Origin of the sequence: Jiangella aurantiaca (assembly GCF_004349105.1) — a bacterium.
Lineage (GTDB): Bacteria > Actinomycetota > Actinomycetes > Jiangellales > Jiangellaceae > Jiangella > Jiangella aurantiaca.
On the sequence record NZ_SMLB01000012.1, the window covers coordinates 26,987 to 42,620 of the forward strand.

Consider the following 15,634-nt stretch of genomic DNA (forward strand, 5'->3'; position numbering starts at 1 on the left):
GAAGGGAAGAGATCATGAACGCACTCGACCGCCGTACGCTGCTCAAGCTTGCCGGCGCTGGCGCGATCCTCTCCGCCGGCAGTTCCGCGCTGATCGGCTGCTCGTCGTCGGGCTCCGGCACCGGCTCCGTCGGCAATACTGGCACCGACCTGGTGCCCTGGCCGACCTACCTGCGCGCCTCCGGGCCGACACCCGACCTCGTCGCCGACGGTGAGGGCGCCCAGGACGCGTACTTCGCATACCCAGGCGAGCTGACCCCATCGGTCAGCGAGACGCCGGGCAACGGTGAGGTGATCACCGCCATGATCCCCACCTACAGCCCGCCGCCGAAGTCGGTGGAGGACAACCGGCTCTGGCAGGCGATCAACGAGGCGCTCGGCGTGGACCTGCGGCTCAACCTCGTCCCGATCGCCGAATACCAATCCAAGCTCGCCACCCTGATGGCGTCCAACGAGCTACCCGACATCGTGCTGATCAATGGCACCGTGCCGCGGATCCGCGAGTTCATCTCGGCGAAGTGCGCCGATCTGTCCGACTTCATCGGCGGCGACAACGTCGAGGAGTACCCGAACCTGGCGAACATCCCGACGTACAGCTGGCAGGCCGTCGGCCGCATCGGCGGCCGGCTCTACGGGATCCCGATCACCCGCGGCCGGATGCCGGTCGTGCTGCACGTCAACCGCACACTGATGGACCAGGCCGGCGCGCCGGAGGAGTGGTCGCAGGACCAGTTCTTCGCCGCGATGCAGGCTCTCACCGGCAGTGGCACCTACGGCTACGGCGCCGTCAGCTCCGACCTCGGGTTCAACTACTTCAGCGGGTCTCTCGGTGCTCCGAACAACTGGAAGGTGGAGGACGGCGCGTTCGTCTCGGCGTACGAGACCGACGAGTACCGGGCGGCGCTGGAGTTCGCCCGGGAGGTCTACGCGGCGGGCTGCTACCACCCGTCGTCGCTGACCTCCGAGCTCGCCGACATCATGAACGTGTACTACAGCGGCGATGTCGCCTCGGTCCTCGGCTCCTACTACAACTACGCGAACGGCACCTACCTCGACAGGGTAGGCGACCGGTTCGCCACCGACATTGCGTTGCCGTTCGGCGACCAGCGGACATCGTGGCTGGGTGGAGGGCTGTTCGGTTACACGGTGTTCAAGAACGCCGACGCCGACCGGATCCGGCTGCTGCTGCGGGTCTGCAACTACCTCGCCGCACCCTACGGCACCGTGGAGCACGAGCTGGTCAACTACGGGGTCGAGGGTGAGCATTTCACCCGCACCGCGGACGGGCTGGCGATGACGGAGCTTGCCGGGCTGGAGAACAACAACTCCGTGCCGATCAGCAAGTACGTGTGCGACTCACCGGACGTCATCCAGGTTCCCGGCAACGAGCAGGCCACCCGGCGCGCCTTCGAGTACCAGTCCGAAGTGCTACCCGCAGGGCTGACGGATCCGTCGGTCGGACTTTCCTCACCCACCAGCGACCGCGAACTCGCGACGTTGCAGGGATCGATGCTCGATGCCGTGAAAGCCATCGTCCTCGGCCGCGCGGATATCTCGACCTGGGACGACGCGCTGAAGAAGTGGCGGGACGGTGGCGGCGCCGCCATCGCCGATGAGCTCTCCACCGAGTACGAGGCGTCCGTCGAGTGATCCACGCTCACCACCTACCGGCACTAGTCAAGGAACCTAGGTGAACCAGCACCTCGCACAGGCGTTGAACGGTGTCGTGGCCGTTCTGGTCGCGCCCTTTCGACACGGCTCCGGGCCCTTCGACGCGGACCGCTGTACCGCACTCACGGCCCGGGTGATCGGCGCCGGGATACCGGCGGTCACCGCGCTGGGAAACACCGCCGAGGTCTATCAGCTCGATGGCAGCGAGCGGGAGGCCATGCTGCGTGCCGTCGCCGACGGTTCTGACGGCGCCGTGCGCATCGCCGGCCTCGCGGGCAGTGCCTCAGAGGTGCTGCGCAACGCCGACCTGGCTGCCTCGCTGGGCTACGACGCCGTAATGCTGCACGAGCCGGCCGATCCCTTGACCGACGACAGCGGGGTGCGGGCGTACATCATCGACCTCGTGGAACGGATGCCGTTGCCCACCGTCCTCTATGTCCGGTCCGGGCGGCTCATCACCGGCGCTGTCGCCGAGCTGGCCGCACATCCCGCGGTCGTCGGCGTCAAGTACGCCGTTCCCGATCTCGCCGCCCTCCAGGAGTTGATGAGCGACGGGATCGACTGCGTCTGGGTCAACGGAGCCGCCGAGTCCCGTGTTCCGGCCACCGCTGGGTTGGGGGTTCGCGGCTTCACCTCCGGCCTCGCCAACGTGCGTCCAGACCTGGCCCTGGCGGTGCACGCGGCCGCCAGGGACGGCGACGCGGCGGCCCTGGCCGAGGTGCTGGAACCGATCCTGGCCTTCGAGCGACTTCGCAACCGCGATGGCGGTCGCCACAACGTCGCGGTAGTCAAACAGGCCCTTCGCCTGAGCGGCTTCGACGTCGGCGACGTCCGGCCACCCTCTCTGCCGGCCCCTGGCGACGAGGTCGAGGCGATCGTCGCCAAGCTGCCGGAGCCGGCATGACCACATCCGACGCGATCACATTGACACCGGACACCGCCGGCTGGTTGTGGCACGGATGGCTCGACTGGACCCGGGACGATGAATGGTGGCAGCCGTGGCGACTCCCGCCCGCGAGGGTCGGCCTGGCCGGATCCGCCGACCTGACCGCGGGCGCCCGGGCCCCGGTCGGCGTACGGGCCGCACTGCGCACCGACGCCGCACGCCTTGCTCTCTGCGTCGACTATCAGCCGGGTCCCTATCCGCGTCCGCTCGACGTCTGCGTCGGCGACGTGCTCGTCGCACGGCACCACCTCACCGAGGGACCCGCCACCATCTCGGTGGACCTACCGGCCGGCAGCAACGACGTGGACGTCTGGCTGCCCCACGGCGGGTGGGCCCGGGTGGGCGCCCTGCGGTTGACCGGGGCCACCACCGCCGAGGCACCGGCCCGCCGACACCGATGGGTCACCTACGGCAGTTCGATCACGCGCAGTGGCAAGTCGGCCGGACCGAGCGAGACCTGGCCCGCGCTCGTCGCGCGCCGGCACGACTGGGACCTCACCTGCCTGGGCTTCAGCGGCGAGTGCCACCTGGATCCGCTCGTCGCGCGAGCCATCCGCGACCGGCCCGCCGACCTCATCTCGCTGTGCGTCGGCATCAACATCCACGGCTCCAGCAGCCTCAACCGCCGAACCCTGGCGTCGTTCCTGTCCGGGTTCGTCGACACGATCCGGGACGGCCATCCGGACACCCCCGTCGTGGTCATCTCGCCGTTGCTGTCGCCGCCGAACGAAGACACGCCCAGCGCCGCCGGCATGACCCTCCGAGACCTGCGCGACCAGGTGGCGGCCACCGTCGCGGACCTGGTCGGCGTCGGGGACACTCGGTTGCGGCTGATCGACGGCCTGACCATCCTCGGTCCCGGCGACGAGGAGTTCCTCGCCGACGGGGTGCACCCCACCTCCGACGGGTACCGGCTGCTGGCCGACCGCCTGTCACCTCAGCTGGCGCGCGCGGCACGTTCCTCCGTCCATACTGAACAGGTTGGTGATCCACGGTGACACAGCTGTCCGACGCGTCCGCCGTCCAGACCTTCCCGCCGACGTCAGATCTCGTGATCGCTGGCATGAGGGTCAGGGCTGACAGCTCCGCCACGAGGGTCGAGCTTCGGCTCGAGGACGAGGACGGCACACCCGCACTCGTCCAAGAACTCGGCGGACTGACTCCGGACGACGGCCCAGCCTGGTTCGACGTCAGGTTGGTGGCCCAGCCGGCTGCCGGAACCTGTGACGTGTACGTCGACGGGACGCGCAGGGCCGCGGCGCTGCCGGTGCGGGCCGCCCGTCCGCTCGCCGCGGTGGCCGCCCGCGCCGACGGGATCGCCTCGATCACTCACTTGCGGGTGACCGTCGAGCGGCCGCCGGCGTCCGGCTTCGAGCTCACGGGCGGCGTCCGGCCGCGGTCGGCCGCGGAGCTGGCTCCGTCGCCGTGGTCGGTCGGCGGTGAGACGATCGACCGCGACTTCACCCGGTACGAGGAGTACAAGCGCTACCTGGGACCGCTCGGCGTCACCGGGCTGCGGCTGCAAGCCGGCTGGGGCCGCACCGAGCAGACGCCCGGCCACTACGACTGGGCCTGGCTGGACACCATCATCGACGACGCCCTCGCCCAGGGTGTGCAACCCTGGGTCGAGACGTCCTACGGCAACCCCATCTATCCGGGTGCCGGCCACGAGCAGGTGAACGGGCCACTTCCCAGCTCCGCCGAGGGCCTGGCCGCTTGGGACGGCTGGGTCGCCGCGCTGGTGACCCGCTACCGCGACCGGGTGGACGAGTGGGAGATCTGGAACGAGCCCGACGTCCAGCTCATCGACCCGATCGAGTACGCCGAGTTCTACATTCGCACGGCTGAGGTGATTCGGTCGGTCCAACCGGCGGCGAAGATCTACGGCCCGGCGAATGGCCTGACCAACCTGCACGCGCTCGACTTCGTTGCCCACCTCGCCGACAGGGGCAAGCTCGACCTGCTGACGGCCATCACGTACCACCACTACGCGTTCGTGCCTGAGGTGAAGTACCTCACCGTCGAGGCGTTCGCGCGGGCCCTCCCCGGCATCACCGGTGGCCGCCAGATACCGCTGTTCCAGGGCGAGAGCGGCGCGCCGTCCACGCCCGGCTACGGCGCCCTGGCCAACGCGAAGGACAGCGGCGTCGAGTGGAGCGAGACCACCCAGGCGAAATGGAACCTGCGCCGCGCCCTGGGCGACTTCGCCCGCGGGATCCGCAGCTGCCACTTCTCCCTGTGCGACATGGCCTACTCGACCGGCGTCAACTACAAAGGACTGCTGCACATCAACGCCGCGGACCGCAGCGTCGTGTACGCCAAGGAGTCGTACTACGCCCTGCAGGCACTGGTCAGCGTGTTCGACGCGGGCGTCCAGCCGCTGCCCGGTTTCGCTCACGTCTCCTCACACCACGGTGACCCGGCCGTCGCCGCCTACGGCTTCCAGCGCCTGGACGCCGGGCACCTGGTCGCGGCCTGGACCGTCGCCGCGCCCGTCAACCCACCGCATCCCTGGCTCGTGACCGACATCCGGTTCGCGGGCGTGCGGTTCACCGACCCGGTGTACGTCGATCTGCGCACCGGTGCCGTGTACGAGCTGCCGGCGGGCTGTTGGCGGGATGACCGCGGTGGCGTGCGGCTGCGCGGCCTGCCGCTCTACGACTCGCCGATTGTGATCGCCGAACGCGGGGCGCTGCCGCTGTGACCGAGGCCTGGTGGCGGCACTCGGTGATCTACCAGGTCTACGTGCGCAGCTTCGCCGACTCCAACGGCGACGGCATCGGCGACCTGAAGGGCGTCACCGGCCGCCTTCCGTATCTCGCCGACCTAGGCGTCGACGGGATCTGGCTCACCCCGTGCTACCCGTCGCCGCAGTACGACCACGGGTACGACATCGAAAACCACACCGACATCGACCCGGCCTACGGCGACCTCGATGACTTCGACCAGCTGGTAGCCGAGGCACACCGCCTCGGTCTGCGGGTCCTTCTGGATGTCGTCCCGAACCACTGCGCCATTACGCACCCCTGGTTTGTCGAAGCGCTCGCCGCCGAGCCCGGGAACCCGGCGCGTGAGCGGTTTCACTTCGCCGACGGCGACGGTGACGCGCCACCCAACGGCTGGCGGTCGATGTTCGGCGGCCCGGCCTGGACCCGAGTGCCCGGAACCTCCCAGTGGTACCTGCACCTGTTCACGCCGGGGCAACCGGACTGCAACTGGCGGCACCCCGACGTACCCGAGATGTTCGCGAAGGTGCTGCGGTTCTGGCTGGACCGCGGCGTGGACGGCTTCCGGATCGACGCCGCGCAAGGCCTGTTCAAACATCCAGAGCTCGCCGACGGCGACGAGCCCGGCGCCGATGAGCTGACCCGCGACGCCGCCAACCCCAACGCCTGGAACCAGCCCGAGGTGCACGAGGTGTATCGCGGCTGGCGTGCGATCGTCGACGAGTACGCCCACTCAGACCTGGGCGACCGGGTGCTGGTCGGCGAGGTGACCGGACTCGCCCAGGCGCATCTCGCCGACTACGTCCGTGCCGACGAGATGCACCAAGCCTTCCTCTTCGACCTGCTCCACGTGCCCTTCGAGGCGGGGGAGTACCGGCGGGCAATCGACCGCGGTCTCGCGCTCGCAGCACAGACCGGCTCGGCGCCGACGTGGGTCCTGGGCAACCATGACACGACCCGCGTCGTCACCCGCTACGGCGGCGCAAGCCTTGGTGCCGAGCGGGCCAGGGCAGCGTTCCTGCTGCTCGCCGCGCTCCCGGGGGCCGTCTACGTCTACCAGGGCGACGAGCTGGGCCTCCCCGAGTACATCGACCTGCCCGACGAACACCGCGCCGACCCGATCTTCCGCCGAACTGGCGGACGGCAGCTGGGACGCGACGGCTGCCGGATACCGTTGCCCTGGACGTCCGAGGGCACGTCGTACGGCTTCTCGCCGGACGGCGCCCAGGCGCCGTGGCTGCCCCAGCCGCCATGGTTCGCCGCCTACGAGGCTGACAGCCAGCAGGCAGACTCGGCCTCGACGCTACGGCTCTACCGCGACCTGCTCCGGCTTCGGCGCGACCTTGAACTCGGGCTGGACACTCCACTGACCTGGCTCGACCAGCCCCCGCACGTCCTGACGTTCGCCCGCGGAGACCTCGTCTGCCTGGTCAACACCGGACCCGATCCCGTGCCCGCCCCGGACGGAGACCTCATCGTCGCCAGCCGGCCCTGGACAAGCGCCGCCGTGCCACCGAACAGCGGCGGATGGTGGCGCATGACGCGGTCTCGGCCGCGTCCGGCTCGGCTCAGAAGGTGATGACTTCGTGGCCGGACGCGACGAGCTGGCGGACGCTCGGATGATCGTCGTATTGCTCCAGCATGCTCACGTGTGCGTGCTCTAGCCCTTCTCCGGCGTCGAATGCTCGTGCGCAGAAGCCGCAGGCTCCGGCGACTCGGTCACGTACCGTCTCGTAGAGCCCGTGGGACGTGTGCGCCGGGTCGGCGAGAACGCCCGGCCAAGGATCGCCACTTTGGTCATGGCACGTAGTCCTTCCAGGTCTATTGGGAACGGCCTTGTTGAGGTGTCGGCGGCGAGGGAGTACCCACGACGTCCACCGTGCCGAAGCTTCATCGACCGTTCTGTGGCCGGGCACACAGAAGGCACGGTTCAACGGTTGTTTGCTGGTGCCGACAGCGGTGCCCAACGCGCTCGAAGAGGAGGCTGTTGCCGGCTATGACGCTCACCTTGAATCACGGCCCGTTGTCCGCGGACCCGCCTCGGCAGACCAACTACACCATCGCCGGTCCTGACCATCGGCTGCTGTTCCATCGATTCCCACGCCGGGTGCGGGCGGTGTTTGCGGGCGAGACGCTGCTCGATACCCGTCATGGCATGCTGCTTCAAGAGACCGGCTGCCTGCCGCAGCTGTATGTGCCGAGCGACGACGCTCGGCAGGACCTGCTCGAGTCGAGCGATCACGGCACCTGCGCGACCCGTACCACCGCGTCGACGTGCGCGCGATCAGTCGGCGGGTACGGATACTCCTCGGCGACGTGGTCATCGCGGATGCCGATTCGGCGCGGCTGCTGTCGGAGACCGGCCTGCCCAACCGTTACTACCTCTCACGTGCGCACGCGCGCGACGATCTTCTCGAACCGAGTACGACGCGGACCGTCTGCCCCTACAAGGGCACCGCTCGATATCGGTCATTGCGCGTGGGCGGCCGGCTGACCCTCGAGGTCGAAATGGGGTGACCTGGTGACTGCCGACGACCGGCGTCCGACCGGTGACGTCACCAGCGGTGGCGAGGCGACCTACCGGATGAAGATCGGCGGGATGTCGTGCTCGTTCTGCACCAGCACCATCCGTAAGGCGTACTCGCGGATGGAGGGTGTGCACGAGGTGGGGGTGTCGTTGGCGCACGAGGAGGGGTTGATCAGGTACGACCCGGCGTTGGTGGGTGAGGATGAGCTGCGCCGGACCCTGGAGCAGGTCGGCTACACCTACCGCGACCCGGCGAAGGTCCGCTCCTTCGACGAAGAGGAACGCGAGCTACGTACGGCGCGGAACCGGCTCATTGTCGCCGGTGTATTCGCCGGCGTCACCGCTGTGTTGATGTTCCTCGGGATGGAGCCGTTCTGGGCGGTGCTGGCCCACCCGTTCCTGATGTGGATCATGTTCGCTCTCGCGCTGGAGACGATGTTCGTCACCGCGTGGTTCGTGAAGCGGATGGCATGGGCGTCGCTGCGCCGCGGCATCCTCAATCAGCACGTCCTGCTGGAGTTCGGAGCGTTCGCCGGCCTGATCGGGGGAGTGCTCGGGCTGTTCGTCAGCGCGGAGTTCCCGGCCGGCCACTTCTTCGCGGTCGCGGTGTTCATCACCACCTACCACCTGCTGTCCGACTACGCGTCGAAAGCAGTGCGGACGCGTTCTTCGCATGCGGTGCGGCAGCTGATGAGTCTGCAGCCGGAGACCGCACGCGTGATCCGCGACGGCCGCGAGGTCGACGTGCCCGTTGACGACGTGATGGTGGGCGATGCGGTGCGGGTCCGTCCCGGAGAATCCATCCCGGTCGACGGCATGGTCGTCGACGGGGTCTCGGCGGTGGACGAGTCGCTGGTCACCGGTGAATCCATCCCGACCGAGAAGGTTGCCGGTGATGAGGTGATCGGCGGGTCCATCAACCAGACCGGCACGCTCGTCGTCGAGGTCACCAGGGTGGGCGAGGAGTCGTTCCTGTCCCAGGTCGCCCGCTCGATCGAGGAGGCCCGGGCACTGCGGCCGGGAGTGCTGCGGCTCGTCGACACCGTCCTGAAGTGGTTCGTGCCGGGAGTGCTGGTGATCGCCGCGGGCAGCTTGCTGGTGTGGACGCTCGGTCCGCTGCTGTTCGGCGGGTCACCGGACGTGTTCCGTGCGACGTTCGCCGCTCTTGCGGTGCTGGTGCTGGGCTACCCGTGCGCGTTGGGGATGGCGACGCCGCTGGCGATGATCCGCGGCGGCGGACAGGCCGCCAGCCAGGGCATCCTGATGCGCTCGGGTGAGGCGTTCCAGATCATGGGCGAGATCGGCACGGTGGTGTTCGACAAGACGGGCACCATCACCCGCGGTCGGCCGGCGGTGCGGCGCGTCATCGCGATGGACGGATTCCGCGAGGCCGAGGTCTTGACGATCGCCACGGCGGCGGAGGCGGCCAGCGAGCATCCGCTGGCCCGCGCGGTCGAGGACGCCGCCGAGCAACGCGGCATCGATGTTGCGCGGGCCGACGGTTTCCAGAGCCACAGCGGGCGGGGTATCGAGGCGACGGTGGCCGGCGCGCCGGTGCTGGTGGGCAAGCTGGGCTTCCTGGCCGAGCGGGGCGTCGACGTGTCTGCTGCCGCTTCGCATCAGCGGGAGCTGGAGGGACAGGGGCTGACCGTTGTCGGCGTCGCCCGCGACGGGCGGCTGCTGGGGCTGGTGGGCATCGGCGACGAGGTGAAGCCGGACGCCGCGGCCACGATCGGGCGGCTGCGCCAGGCTGGTATCACCGCGGTGATGATCACCGGTGACAACCGGCGTACCGCCGAGGCTGTGGCGGCGGAGGTGGGGATCGACCGGGTGCTCCCTGAGGTGCTGCCGGCGGACAAGGCTGACGAGGTGCGACGGCTGCAGCGTGAGGGCCGGCGGGTGGCCATGGTGGGTGATGGCATCAACGACGCACCGGCACTGAGCCAGGCCGACGTCGGGTTCGCCATCGGCGCCGGTACCGACATCGCGATCGAGTCCGCCGACATCGTCGTCCTGAGCGACCGGCTGGGGGCGGTCGCCGACGCCCGCGAGATCGGCATCCGCTCGTACGCCAAGACCAAGCAGAACCTCGCGCTGGCGTTCGCGTTCAACGGGATCGGGGTGCCGGCGGCGGCGACCGGGCTGGTGCACCCGATCTGGGCGATGGCCGCCATGGTCGCGTCGGTGACCACGGTGCTCACCAACTCCTTCGCCAGCGGACTGCTGCGCCGCGCCCGCGGCGAACGCCAACTCGCGGCGTTCACCACCACGCGGCTGCGGGTGCCCATGCATTGCCAGCATTGCGCCAGCCGGATCGAGGACCGCCTCGGCGCTGTGCCCGGTGTCCACCGGGTGGCCGCCGACCACGCAGCGGACATCGTGGAGATCGAGCACGCCGCAGACGTCTTCGAAGGCCGGCTCCGCGCGAAGTTGCACGAGATGGGCTTCGACGTCCAGGGACACGCGGACGAGACGGAGACCCCGGCATGAACAACGGTCTGACACGTGAAAGCCCGCCCGAGGAGGCGGCCGCCGAACCACGGTCTTGGCTGACCGCGGAGGTCGAGGGGCGCACCGCGTTCGCCCAGAACGAGCTGCTGCGCCTGCTCGCGTACTCCACCATCAGCCAGGTCGGCTACCTGTTCATGGTGGTAGCCGTCGCGGCCCGCACCGACATCGCCGTCCCCGCCCTGGTCGTCTATCTGGCCGGTTACGCGATCACCAACCTCGGCGCGTTCGCCGCCGTCGCCGCGCTGCCGAGGTCCACCACCATCGCGGACTGGGCGGCCGCGGTCCGCGAGCGCCGATGGTTGGTGGTCAGCCTGGTCGTCTGCGTGCTCGGCCTGGTCGGCACGCCACCCGCCGCCGTCTTCGTCGGCAAGCTCGCCGTCTTCCTGGCGGCCGCCGACGGCGCCATGGCATGGCTCGTCGTGGTCGCCGCCGTCAACACCGTCGCCAGCCTCTTCTACTACCTGCGCTGGATCGCACCCGCAGCCGACACCACTACACCGGTCGAGGCCATGACCGTGCCGGCGTGTGCGCCTGCGGCGACATTGCACGCCGCGGCCGCCGGGTCCCTGGTCCTCGGCCTCGGCGCGGGAGCTTGGCTGGCCTATGTCGGACTCTGAACGCGCCCTCGCTCGTGGCCGATCGGGGGAGCACCGTCGGGCTGCGGGCCGAGAAGGGTTACGCTCGAATTCCGTGAGGACACCACGGCTGTTGGCGCGCCTGATGGCGGTGGCAGTCCTTGTCCTCGGCATCGTGGTGATGCACCATGTGGCCCGTCCTGAGCACGACGGATCTGGTGGTCCCGGGTCCTCGGCCATGGTGGACAGCCCAACTGCTGCCGTCGGTCATGCGGAGGGTGCGGACGTCTCCGCCGCCTCGGATTCCGGCGTGGCCGACGGTGACGCTCCGTCGGCCGGTCACGGCCTGCTGCACCTATGCCTTGCCGTGCTGACTGCGGCGGCCGTGCTGGTGGTCGGCTGGCTGCTGCTGGCCCGGCGCCCATGGCTGCCGATGTCGTCGTTCGTGGCGTTCCGAGCCCGGCCGAAGCCTTCCAGGGCACCTCCCAGACCCCATGGTTCGGCGCTTCTGATGTCCCTGTGCGTGATCCGGACGTGACAGGTCAGGTTCTCCTGACCTGCACATTCGCATGCCCACGCACGTCTTGAAAGGGACAGATCGATGTACCGCACACGTTTCACCCTGCCCGCCCTCGTGGCTGCCGTCGGGCTCCTGCTCGCCGGTTGTGGCGACGACGAGTCGAACGACGCCGGCGCCGATCCGGCGACGGAGACCAGCGCCACCGAGGCGGAGTTCAACGACGCCGACGTCGACTTCGCCCAGGGGATGATCCCGCACCACGAACAGGCCGTCGAGATGGCCCAGGTGGTGCCGGACCAGGGCGTCAGCCCCGAGCTCATCGAGCTCGCCGACGCCATCGAGGCGGCACAGCAGCCCGAGATCGACCAGATGACCGCCATGCTCGAACGGTGGAGCGAGGACGCCCCGTCCGACGACCCGCACGCCGGCCACGGCTCGGGAGACATGGACATGGACATGGACATGGAGGGCATGATGTCCGCCGGGGACATGGAGGCCCTCGGCGCCGCCGCCGGCGCGGAGTTCGAGCAGATGTTCCTCACCATGATGATCGAGCACCACGAAGGCGCCATCGCCATGGCCGAGACCGAGCTCGCCGAGGGCCAGGACCCGGAGGCGCAGGAACTCGCTCAGACGATCATCGACGCCCAGCAAGCGGAGATCACGCAGATGGAGCAGATGCTCCAGGGCGTGGGTTCCTGACTCAGCTCGTGGTGGTGCCGGGTGACCGCCCGGCACCGCCACGACTCGTACCTCCTCACTTCGACTCTCAAGGGGACATCGATGACGAAACGATGTGCACGGCTGCCCGCCGCGATCGCGGCGGCCGGCCTTCTCCTGGCCGGCTGCGGTGACGACGGCGACAGCGCAGGTGACGCCGACACCGGCGCCACGGCCGAGGCCCACGTGGGGGAGCCGTTCGACCACATCCATGGCCTCGGCATGGTGGACGACGTTCTCTACGTGGCCACCCACAACGGCCTGTTCGCCGTCTCGCCGGACGGGCGGGCGTCGGCCGCGAGCAGCGACGACCACGACTTCATGGGCTTCACCGTCGCCGACACCGGCGAGTTCCTGGCCAGCGGCCACCCCAACAGCCGCACCGACCTGCCGCCGAACCTCGGCCTGCTCGAGAGCTCCGACAGGGGCGCCACCTGGAACACGCTCTCGCTGTCCGGAGAGGTCGACTTCCACACCCTCGACGCCAAGGCCGGTACCGTCTACGGCTACGACAGCGGCAGCGGCGAGCTGCTCACCACGACCGACCGGGAGACCTGGACGTCGCTCGGCCAGATCCCGCTCGCCGACGTCGCCATCAACCCCGATGACGCCGCGTCCGTGCTGGTCACCACGGAGCAGGGCCCGCAGCTCAGCACCGACGGCGGCCGCACCTTCGCCGTCGTCGAGGGCGCTCCGGTCGTCATGCTCGCCGAGTGGCCGCACGCCGACGAGGTCTACGGCATCGCGCCCGATGGCGCGGTTCACGTCAGCGTCGACGGTGGTGTGACCTGGGAGGAGCGCGCCGGCTTGGGCGGACCGCCGCAGGCCATGACGGTCGCCCACGACGGCGCCATCTACGTCGCTCTCGAGGGCTCCATCGTCGCCTCCAGCGACGGCGGTGAGAGGTTTGAGCCCTACTACACCTGGGGTTGATGTGAGCCGGAACCGCGTAGGCCCGGCGCACTGGGCCGGGCCAGCTACGTCACCATCGACGGGCGATTCGACCTCCCGCCTCGTGAAGTTCAGGGCGAGCTTCATTCATCGTGCTGCCACCGATCTGACCCGCGTCGCCTGCTCAGCCGCCTGGTTGGGTCGGGCGCACTCCTGTGCGTCCGTTGGACAGTGATGTGCGGCATGACAATCAGCCAAGGTGACGGCACCTTCTCAGGTGGATGGCTCTGGTGTCGCGGGGGAGTCGGGCGTCAGGATGAAGCCCCGGACCTCGCCGCGCACGGTGCCGTATCCGACGATCCTGCCTTGGTCGTCGATGGCTTCGGCGTTCTGGAGGCTCCATCCCGGCGGGAGGTCGCGAGTCAGCTCTTCCAGGCGGTAGGCCACGCCGCTCACCCAGAGCACCGCGGCGCCGCCGAACGTGGGCGCGCCTTCGAGCTGAGCAGCGTGGCCGACCACCCAGTCTTGCCGGGCAACGTCATTGGCGCGAGCGTGGCGGAACTCGCCGGGGGTCGGGAGCGCTGTCGGCCCGGACGAGCCGAAGACCACCGCTCGCGTACCACCGTCCAGCGATGCCGCTCCGACGATGAGTGGGTGGCGGCCGGTACCCCGGGCCACGGCGTACGCGGTGCTGCTGCCGTGGTCTTCCAGGACGCCGAGATCGGTGGGTACGCCGCTGCGGTCCCAAGCGACGGCATGCGGGTGGAAGTGATCGTCACCGTCGGCGACAGACATGGAGCCGACCGCCGCGCCGGTGGTGTCGATGTCCCATGCCCGGGACGACGTGCCGGGAAGGTCATCGAGCCATCCCAGCGCCCGTGGGGCTGCGCCTCGAGGCCAGATGACCGCGGTGGCTCGTCCGTCGGATGCTGTGCTCACTCCCGCCACGTCGCCCCGTTCGTTGATCGCGTTCGCGACCGCACTGCTGTCCGGGCCGCGCAGGCCAGGAAGCACGCTGAGGTGGTCACGGCGATCCCAGATGACCGCTCGGGAGCTTTCTGCGCCGGCTGTGAACGCCTCGCCGACCACCTGCCCGCGGGCGTTGACGCCCATCGCGCGGCTGAAGGTGGAGCCGGGCAGCGTGCCCAGCGAGCGGGCCGCGTCCCGGTGGACGAACGCCGTCTGAGGGCGCGGCGTGGCCTGCGTCCGGGCGGTTCCGACGACCGTCCCGTTCCGGGCGATGTCCAGGGGGAACGACGCCGAGCCGCCGAGATCTCCGACCTCGGCGAAGCTGAACTCGGGCGGGTGTGCGGACGGCGATGGGTCCGCGGCTGCGGTCTGGGCGTAGGTGAGTCCCGCGGTCGCGATGGTGGCGGCGAGAAGGATTCGAAGCCTTGGCGTGATCGAACTCAGACGCGGCATACGGCGACTCTATGAGGGGATGGTTCTCATTTGCAATGAACCGCCGACCATCGCGCCGACCTTGTCGGACCTTGCCTCGATACTCGGGGGCATGACGAACCGGGTCGACACCATCAAGGCGTACTGGAATGAAGCAGCGGGAGCTTTCGACGAGGAGCCCGATCACGGGCTGCGGGCCGAGCGCACGAGGGCGGCATGGCGGCAGCGGCTGACCGAGTGGCTGCCGGCGGGTGCCCCCGACGTCCTCGACGTCGGCTGCGGCACCGGTTCCCTCGCTCTGCTGCTGGCCGAGGCGGGACATCGCGTGACGGGTGTGGACCTGTCGCCGCGGATGGTGGAGCTCGCCCAGGCCAAGTTCGCGGCCGCCGGTCAGCGTGGCCGGTTCCTGGTGGGCGATGCCGTGGCGCCACCGACCGGTGACGAGCGGTTCGACGTGGTTCTGGCGCGCCACGTCGTGTGGACGCTGCCCGACCCGCTGGCGGCGTTGCGCGACTGGCGTGGTCGGCTGCGCGACGGCGGGACGCTCATCCTGGTCGAAGGGCGCTGGGCCGGCGCCGGGTCCGACGGGTCGTACGTCGTCGAGGCCGAACAGCTGCCCTGGAACGGCGGGGTGGCCGCGGGAGACCTGGTGGCGGCGGTTCGGCCCTTGGTCCGTGACCTGCGGGTGGAGGATCTCAGCGGAGATCCGGACCTGTGGGGTCGGCCGGTCGCGGACGAGCGCTACGCCCTGGTGGCCGCGGCGAAGGAGACAGATCCTCAGCCGGACCCGAACCGAAGCCCGCGCGGCGGCGACGACGGCTTCGCGCTCTAGGCTTGCGAAGCTCGGAGCTGGGTATCACTCCGGACATGCTCATCCTCGTCGTCGTCTTGCTGGCCATCTGGCTGGTGCTGTCGATCGTGGGGTTCGCGATCGAGGGCATCCTCTGGCTCGGCGTCATCGGGGTGGTGCTGTTCGTGGCCACTGCCATCGTCGGCTGGCTGAGGCGATCGGCCCATCGAAGGGCGAAACCTGGCGGCTGATCACCGCGAGTGGTTCGACGGCGCCTGAACATCTCGGACAAGACGACACAAGCGGCCAAGGGCCGCCGCCGACTGTCCGGAAATCCCGGGGCGGTTCGTGACCTCG

Annotated in this window: 13 protein-coding genes and 2 pseudogenes; 14 read left to right on the plus strand and 1 reads right to left on the minus strand. The window is 69.5% G+C overall.

The window, feature by feature from the left end:
• Positions 1–14 precede the first annotated feature (14 nt).
• From E1262_RS11185 to E1262_RS11235, 12 genes and pseudogenes are all read left to right on the plus strand, one after another.
• A complete protein-coding gene (locus E1262_RS11185) occupies positions 15–1,649 on the plus strand; it encodes an extracellular solute-binding protein (RefSeq protein ID WP_132103214.1) in 1,635 nt (544 codons plus the stop codon).
• A 40-nt stretch (positions 1,650–1,689) separates the two neighbouring features.
• Positions 1,690–2,574, plus strand: a complete 885-nt coding sequence (locus E1262_RS11190) for a dihydrodipicolinate synthase family protein (protein ID WP_132103215.1) — start codon at positions 1,690–1,692, stop codon at positions 2,572–2,574.
• On the plus strand, positions 2,571–3,614 hold the full coding sequence (locus tag E1262_RS11195; RefSeq protein WP_132103216.1) for a GDSL-type esterase/lipase family protein: 1,044 nt from the start codon (positions 2,571–2,573) through the stop codon (positions 3,612–3,614). The genes E1262_RS11190 and E1262_RS11195 overlap by 4 nt, the downstream gene beginning before the upstream one ends.
• Before the next feature lie 65 nt (positions 3,615–3,679).
• The gene (locus tag E1262_RS11200; protein WP_132103217.1) at positions 3,680–5,320 is read left to right on the plus strand and encodes a GH39 family glycosyl hydrolase; all 1,641 of its coding nucleotides are present in this window, start codon (positions 3,680–3,682) and stop codon (positions 5,318–5,320) included.
• Positions 5,317–6,921: a glycoside hydrolase family 13 protein gene (locus E1262_RS11205; RefSeq protein WP_203453769.1), complete on the plus strand. Its 1,605-nt coding sequence runs from the start codon at positions 5,317–5,319 to the stop codon at positions 6,919–6,921. Before E1262_RS11200 ends, E1262_RS11205 begins: the two co-directional genes overlap by 4 nt.
• 576 nt (positions 6,922–7,497) lie before the next feature.
• A pseudogene (locus tag E1262_RS32055) lies at positions 7,498–7,617 on the plus strand (DUF427 domain-containing protein); the annotation flags it as partial.
• The gene (locus tag E1262_RS31305) at positions 7,617–7,859 is read left to right on the plus strand and encodes a DUF427 domain-containing protein (protein ID WP_238992900.1); all 243 of its coding nucleotides are present in this window, start codon (positions 7,617–7,619) and stop codon (positions 7,857–7,859) included. The pseudogene E1262_RS32055 and the gene E1262_RS31305, both read left to right, overlap by 1 nt.
• 67 nt (positions 7,860–7,926) lie before the next feature.
• Positions 7,927–10,359 carry a heavy metal translocating P-type ATPase gene (locus E1262_RS11215; protein WP_420810517.1) on the plus strand — a complete coding sequence of 811 codons (2,433 nt, stop codon included), beginning with the start codon at positions 7,927–7,929 and terminating at the stop codon, positions 10,357–10,359.
• Positions 10,360–10,445: 86 nt separating this feature from the next.
• A pseudogene (locus E1262_RS11220) lies at positions 10,446–10,997 on the plus strand (proton-conducting transporter transmembrane domain-containing protein); the annotation flags it as partial.
• A 73-nt stretch (positions 10,998–11,070) separates the two neighbouring features.
• Positions 11,071–11,493: a DUF6153 family protein gene (locus E1262_RS11225; RefSeq protein WP_203453770.1), complete on the plus strand. Its 423-nt coding sequence runs from the start codon at positions 11,071–11,073 to the stop codon at positions 11,491–11,493.
• A 63-nt stretch (positions 11,494–11,556) separates the two neighbouring features.
• Positions 11,557–12,177 carry a DUF305 domain-containing protein gene (locus E1262_RS11230; protein WP_132103220.1) on the plus strand — a complete coding sequence of 207 codons (621 nt, stop codon included), beginning with the start codon at positions 11,557–11,559 and terminating at the stop codon, positions 12,175–12,177.
• Between the two features lie 81 nt (positions 12,178–12,258).
• Positions 12,259–13,128: a F510_1955 family glycosylhydrolase gene (locus E1262_RS11235; RefSeq protein WP_132103221.1), complete on the plus strand. Its 870-nt coding sequence runs from the start codon at positions 12,259–12,261 to the stop codon at positions 13,126–13,128.
• 231 nt (positions 13,129–13,359) lie between these two features.
• On the opposite strand, the gene E1262_RS11240 is transcribed toward E1262_RS11235, so the two are convergent.
• Positions 13,360–14,508: a hypothetical protein gene (locus tag E1262_RS11240; RefSeq protein WP_132103222.1), complete on the minus strand. Its 1,149-nt coding sequence runs from the start codon at positions 14,506–14,508 to the stop codon at positions 13,360–13,362.
• Between the two features lie 91 nt (positions 14,509–14,599).
• Between E1262_RS11240 and E1262_RS11245 the strand changes: the two genes are divergently transcribed.
• Positions 14,600–15,319: a class I SAM-dependent methyltransferase gene (locus E1262_RS11245; RefSeq protein WP_132103223.1), complete on the plus strand. Its 720-nt coding sequence runs from the start codon at positions 14,600–14,602 to the stop codon at positions 15,317–15,319.
• A gap of 35 nt (positions 15,320–15,354) precedes the next feature.
• Positions 15,355–15,528 carry a hypothetical protein gene (locus tag E1262_RS30860; protein ID WP_203453771.1) on the plus strand — a complete coding sequence of 58 codons (174 nt, stop codon included), beginning with the start codon at positions 15,355–15,357 and terminating at the stop codon, positions 15,526–15,528.
• Positions 15,529–15,634 lie beyond the last annotated feature (106 nt).

Bases quoted from the DNA above. Each gene is read 5' to 3' on its own strand.
- E1262_RS11200 (WP_132103217.1), top strand. From the start codon at position 3,680: ATGAGGGTCAGGGCTGACAGCTCCGCCACGAGGGTCGAGCTTCGGCTC.
- E1262_RS11185 (WP_132103214.1), top strand. From the start codon at position 15: ATGAACGCACTCGACCGCCGTACGCTGCTCAAGCTTGCCGGCGCTGGC.
- E1262_RS11195 (WP_132103216.1), top strand. From the start codon at position 2,571: ATGACCACATCCGACGCGATCACATTGACACCGGACACCGCCGGCTGG.
- E1262_RS11235 (WP_132103221.1), top strand. From the start codon at position 12,259: ATGACGAAACGATGTGCACGGCTGCCCGCCGCGATCGCGGCGGCCGGC.
- E1262_RS30860 (WP_203453771.1), top strand. From the start codon at position 15,355: ATGCTCATCCTCGTCGTCGTCTTGCTGGCCATCTGGCTGGTGCTGTCG.
- E1262_RS11240 (WP_132103222.1), bottom strand. From the start codon at position 14,508: ATGCCGCGTCTGAGTTCGATCACGCCAAGGCTTCGAATCCTTCTCGCC.
- E1262_RS11245 (WP_132103223.1), top strand. From the start codon at position 14,600: ATGACGAACCGGGTCGACACCATCAAGGCGTACTGGAATGAAGCAGCG.
- E1262_RS11230 (WP_132103220.1), top strand. From the start codon at position 11,557: ATGTACCGCACACGTTTCACCCTGCCCGCCCTCGTGGCTGCCGTCGGG.
- E1262_RS11215 (WP_420810517.1), top strand. From the start codon at position 7,927: ATGAAGATCGGCGGGATGTCGTGCTCGTTCTGCACCAGCACCATCCGT.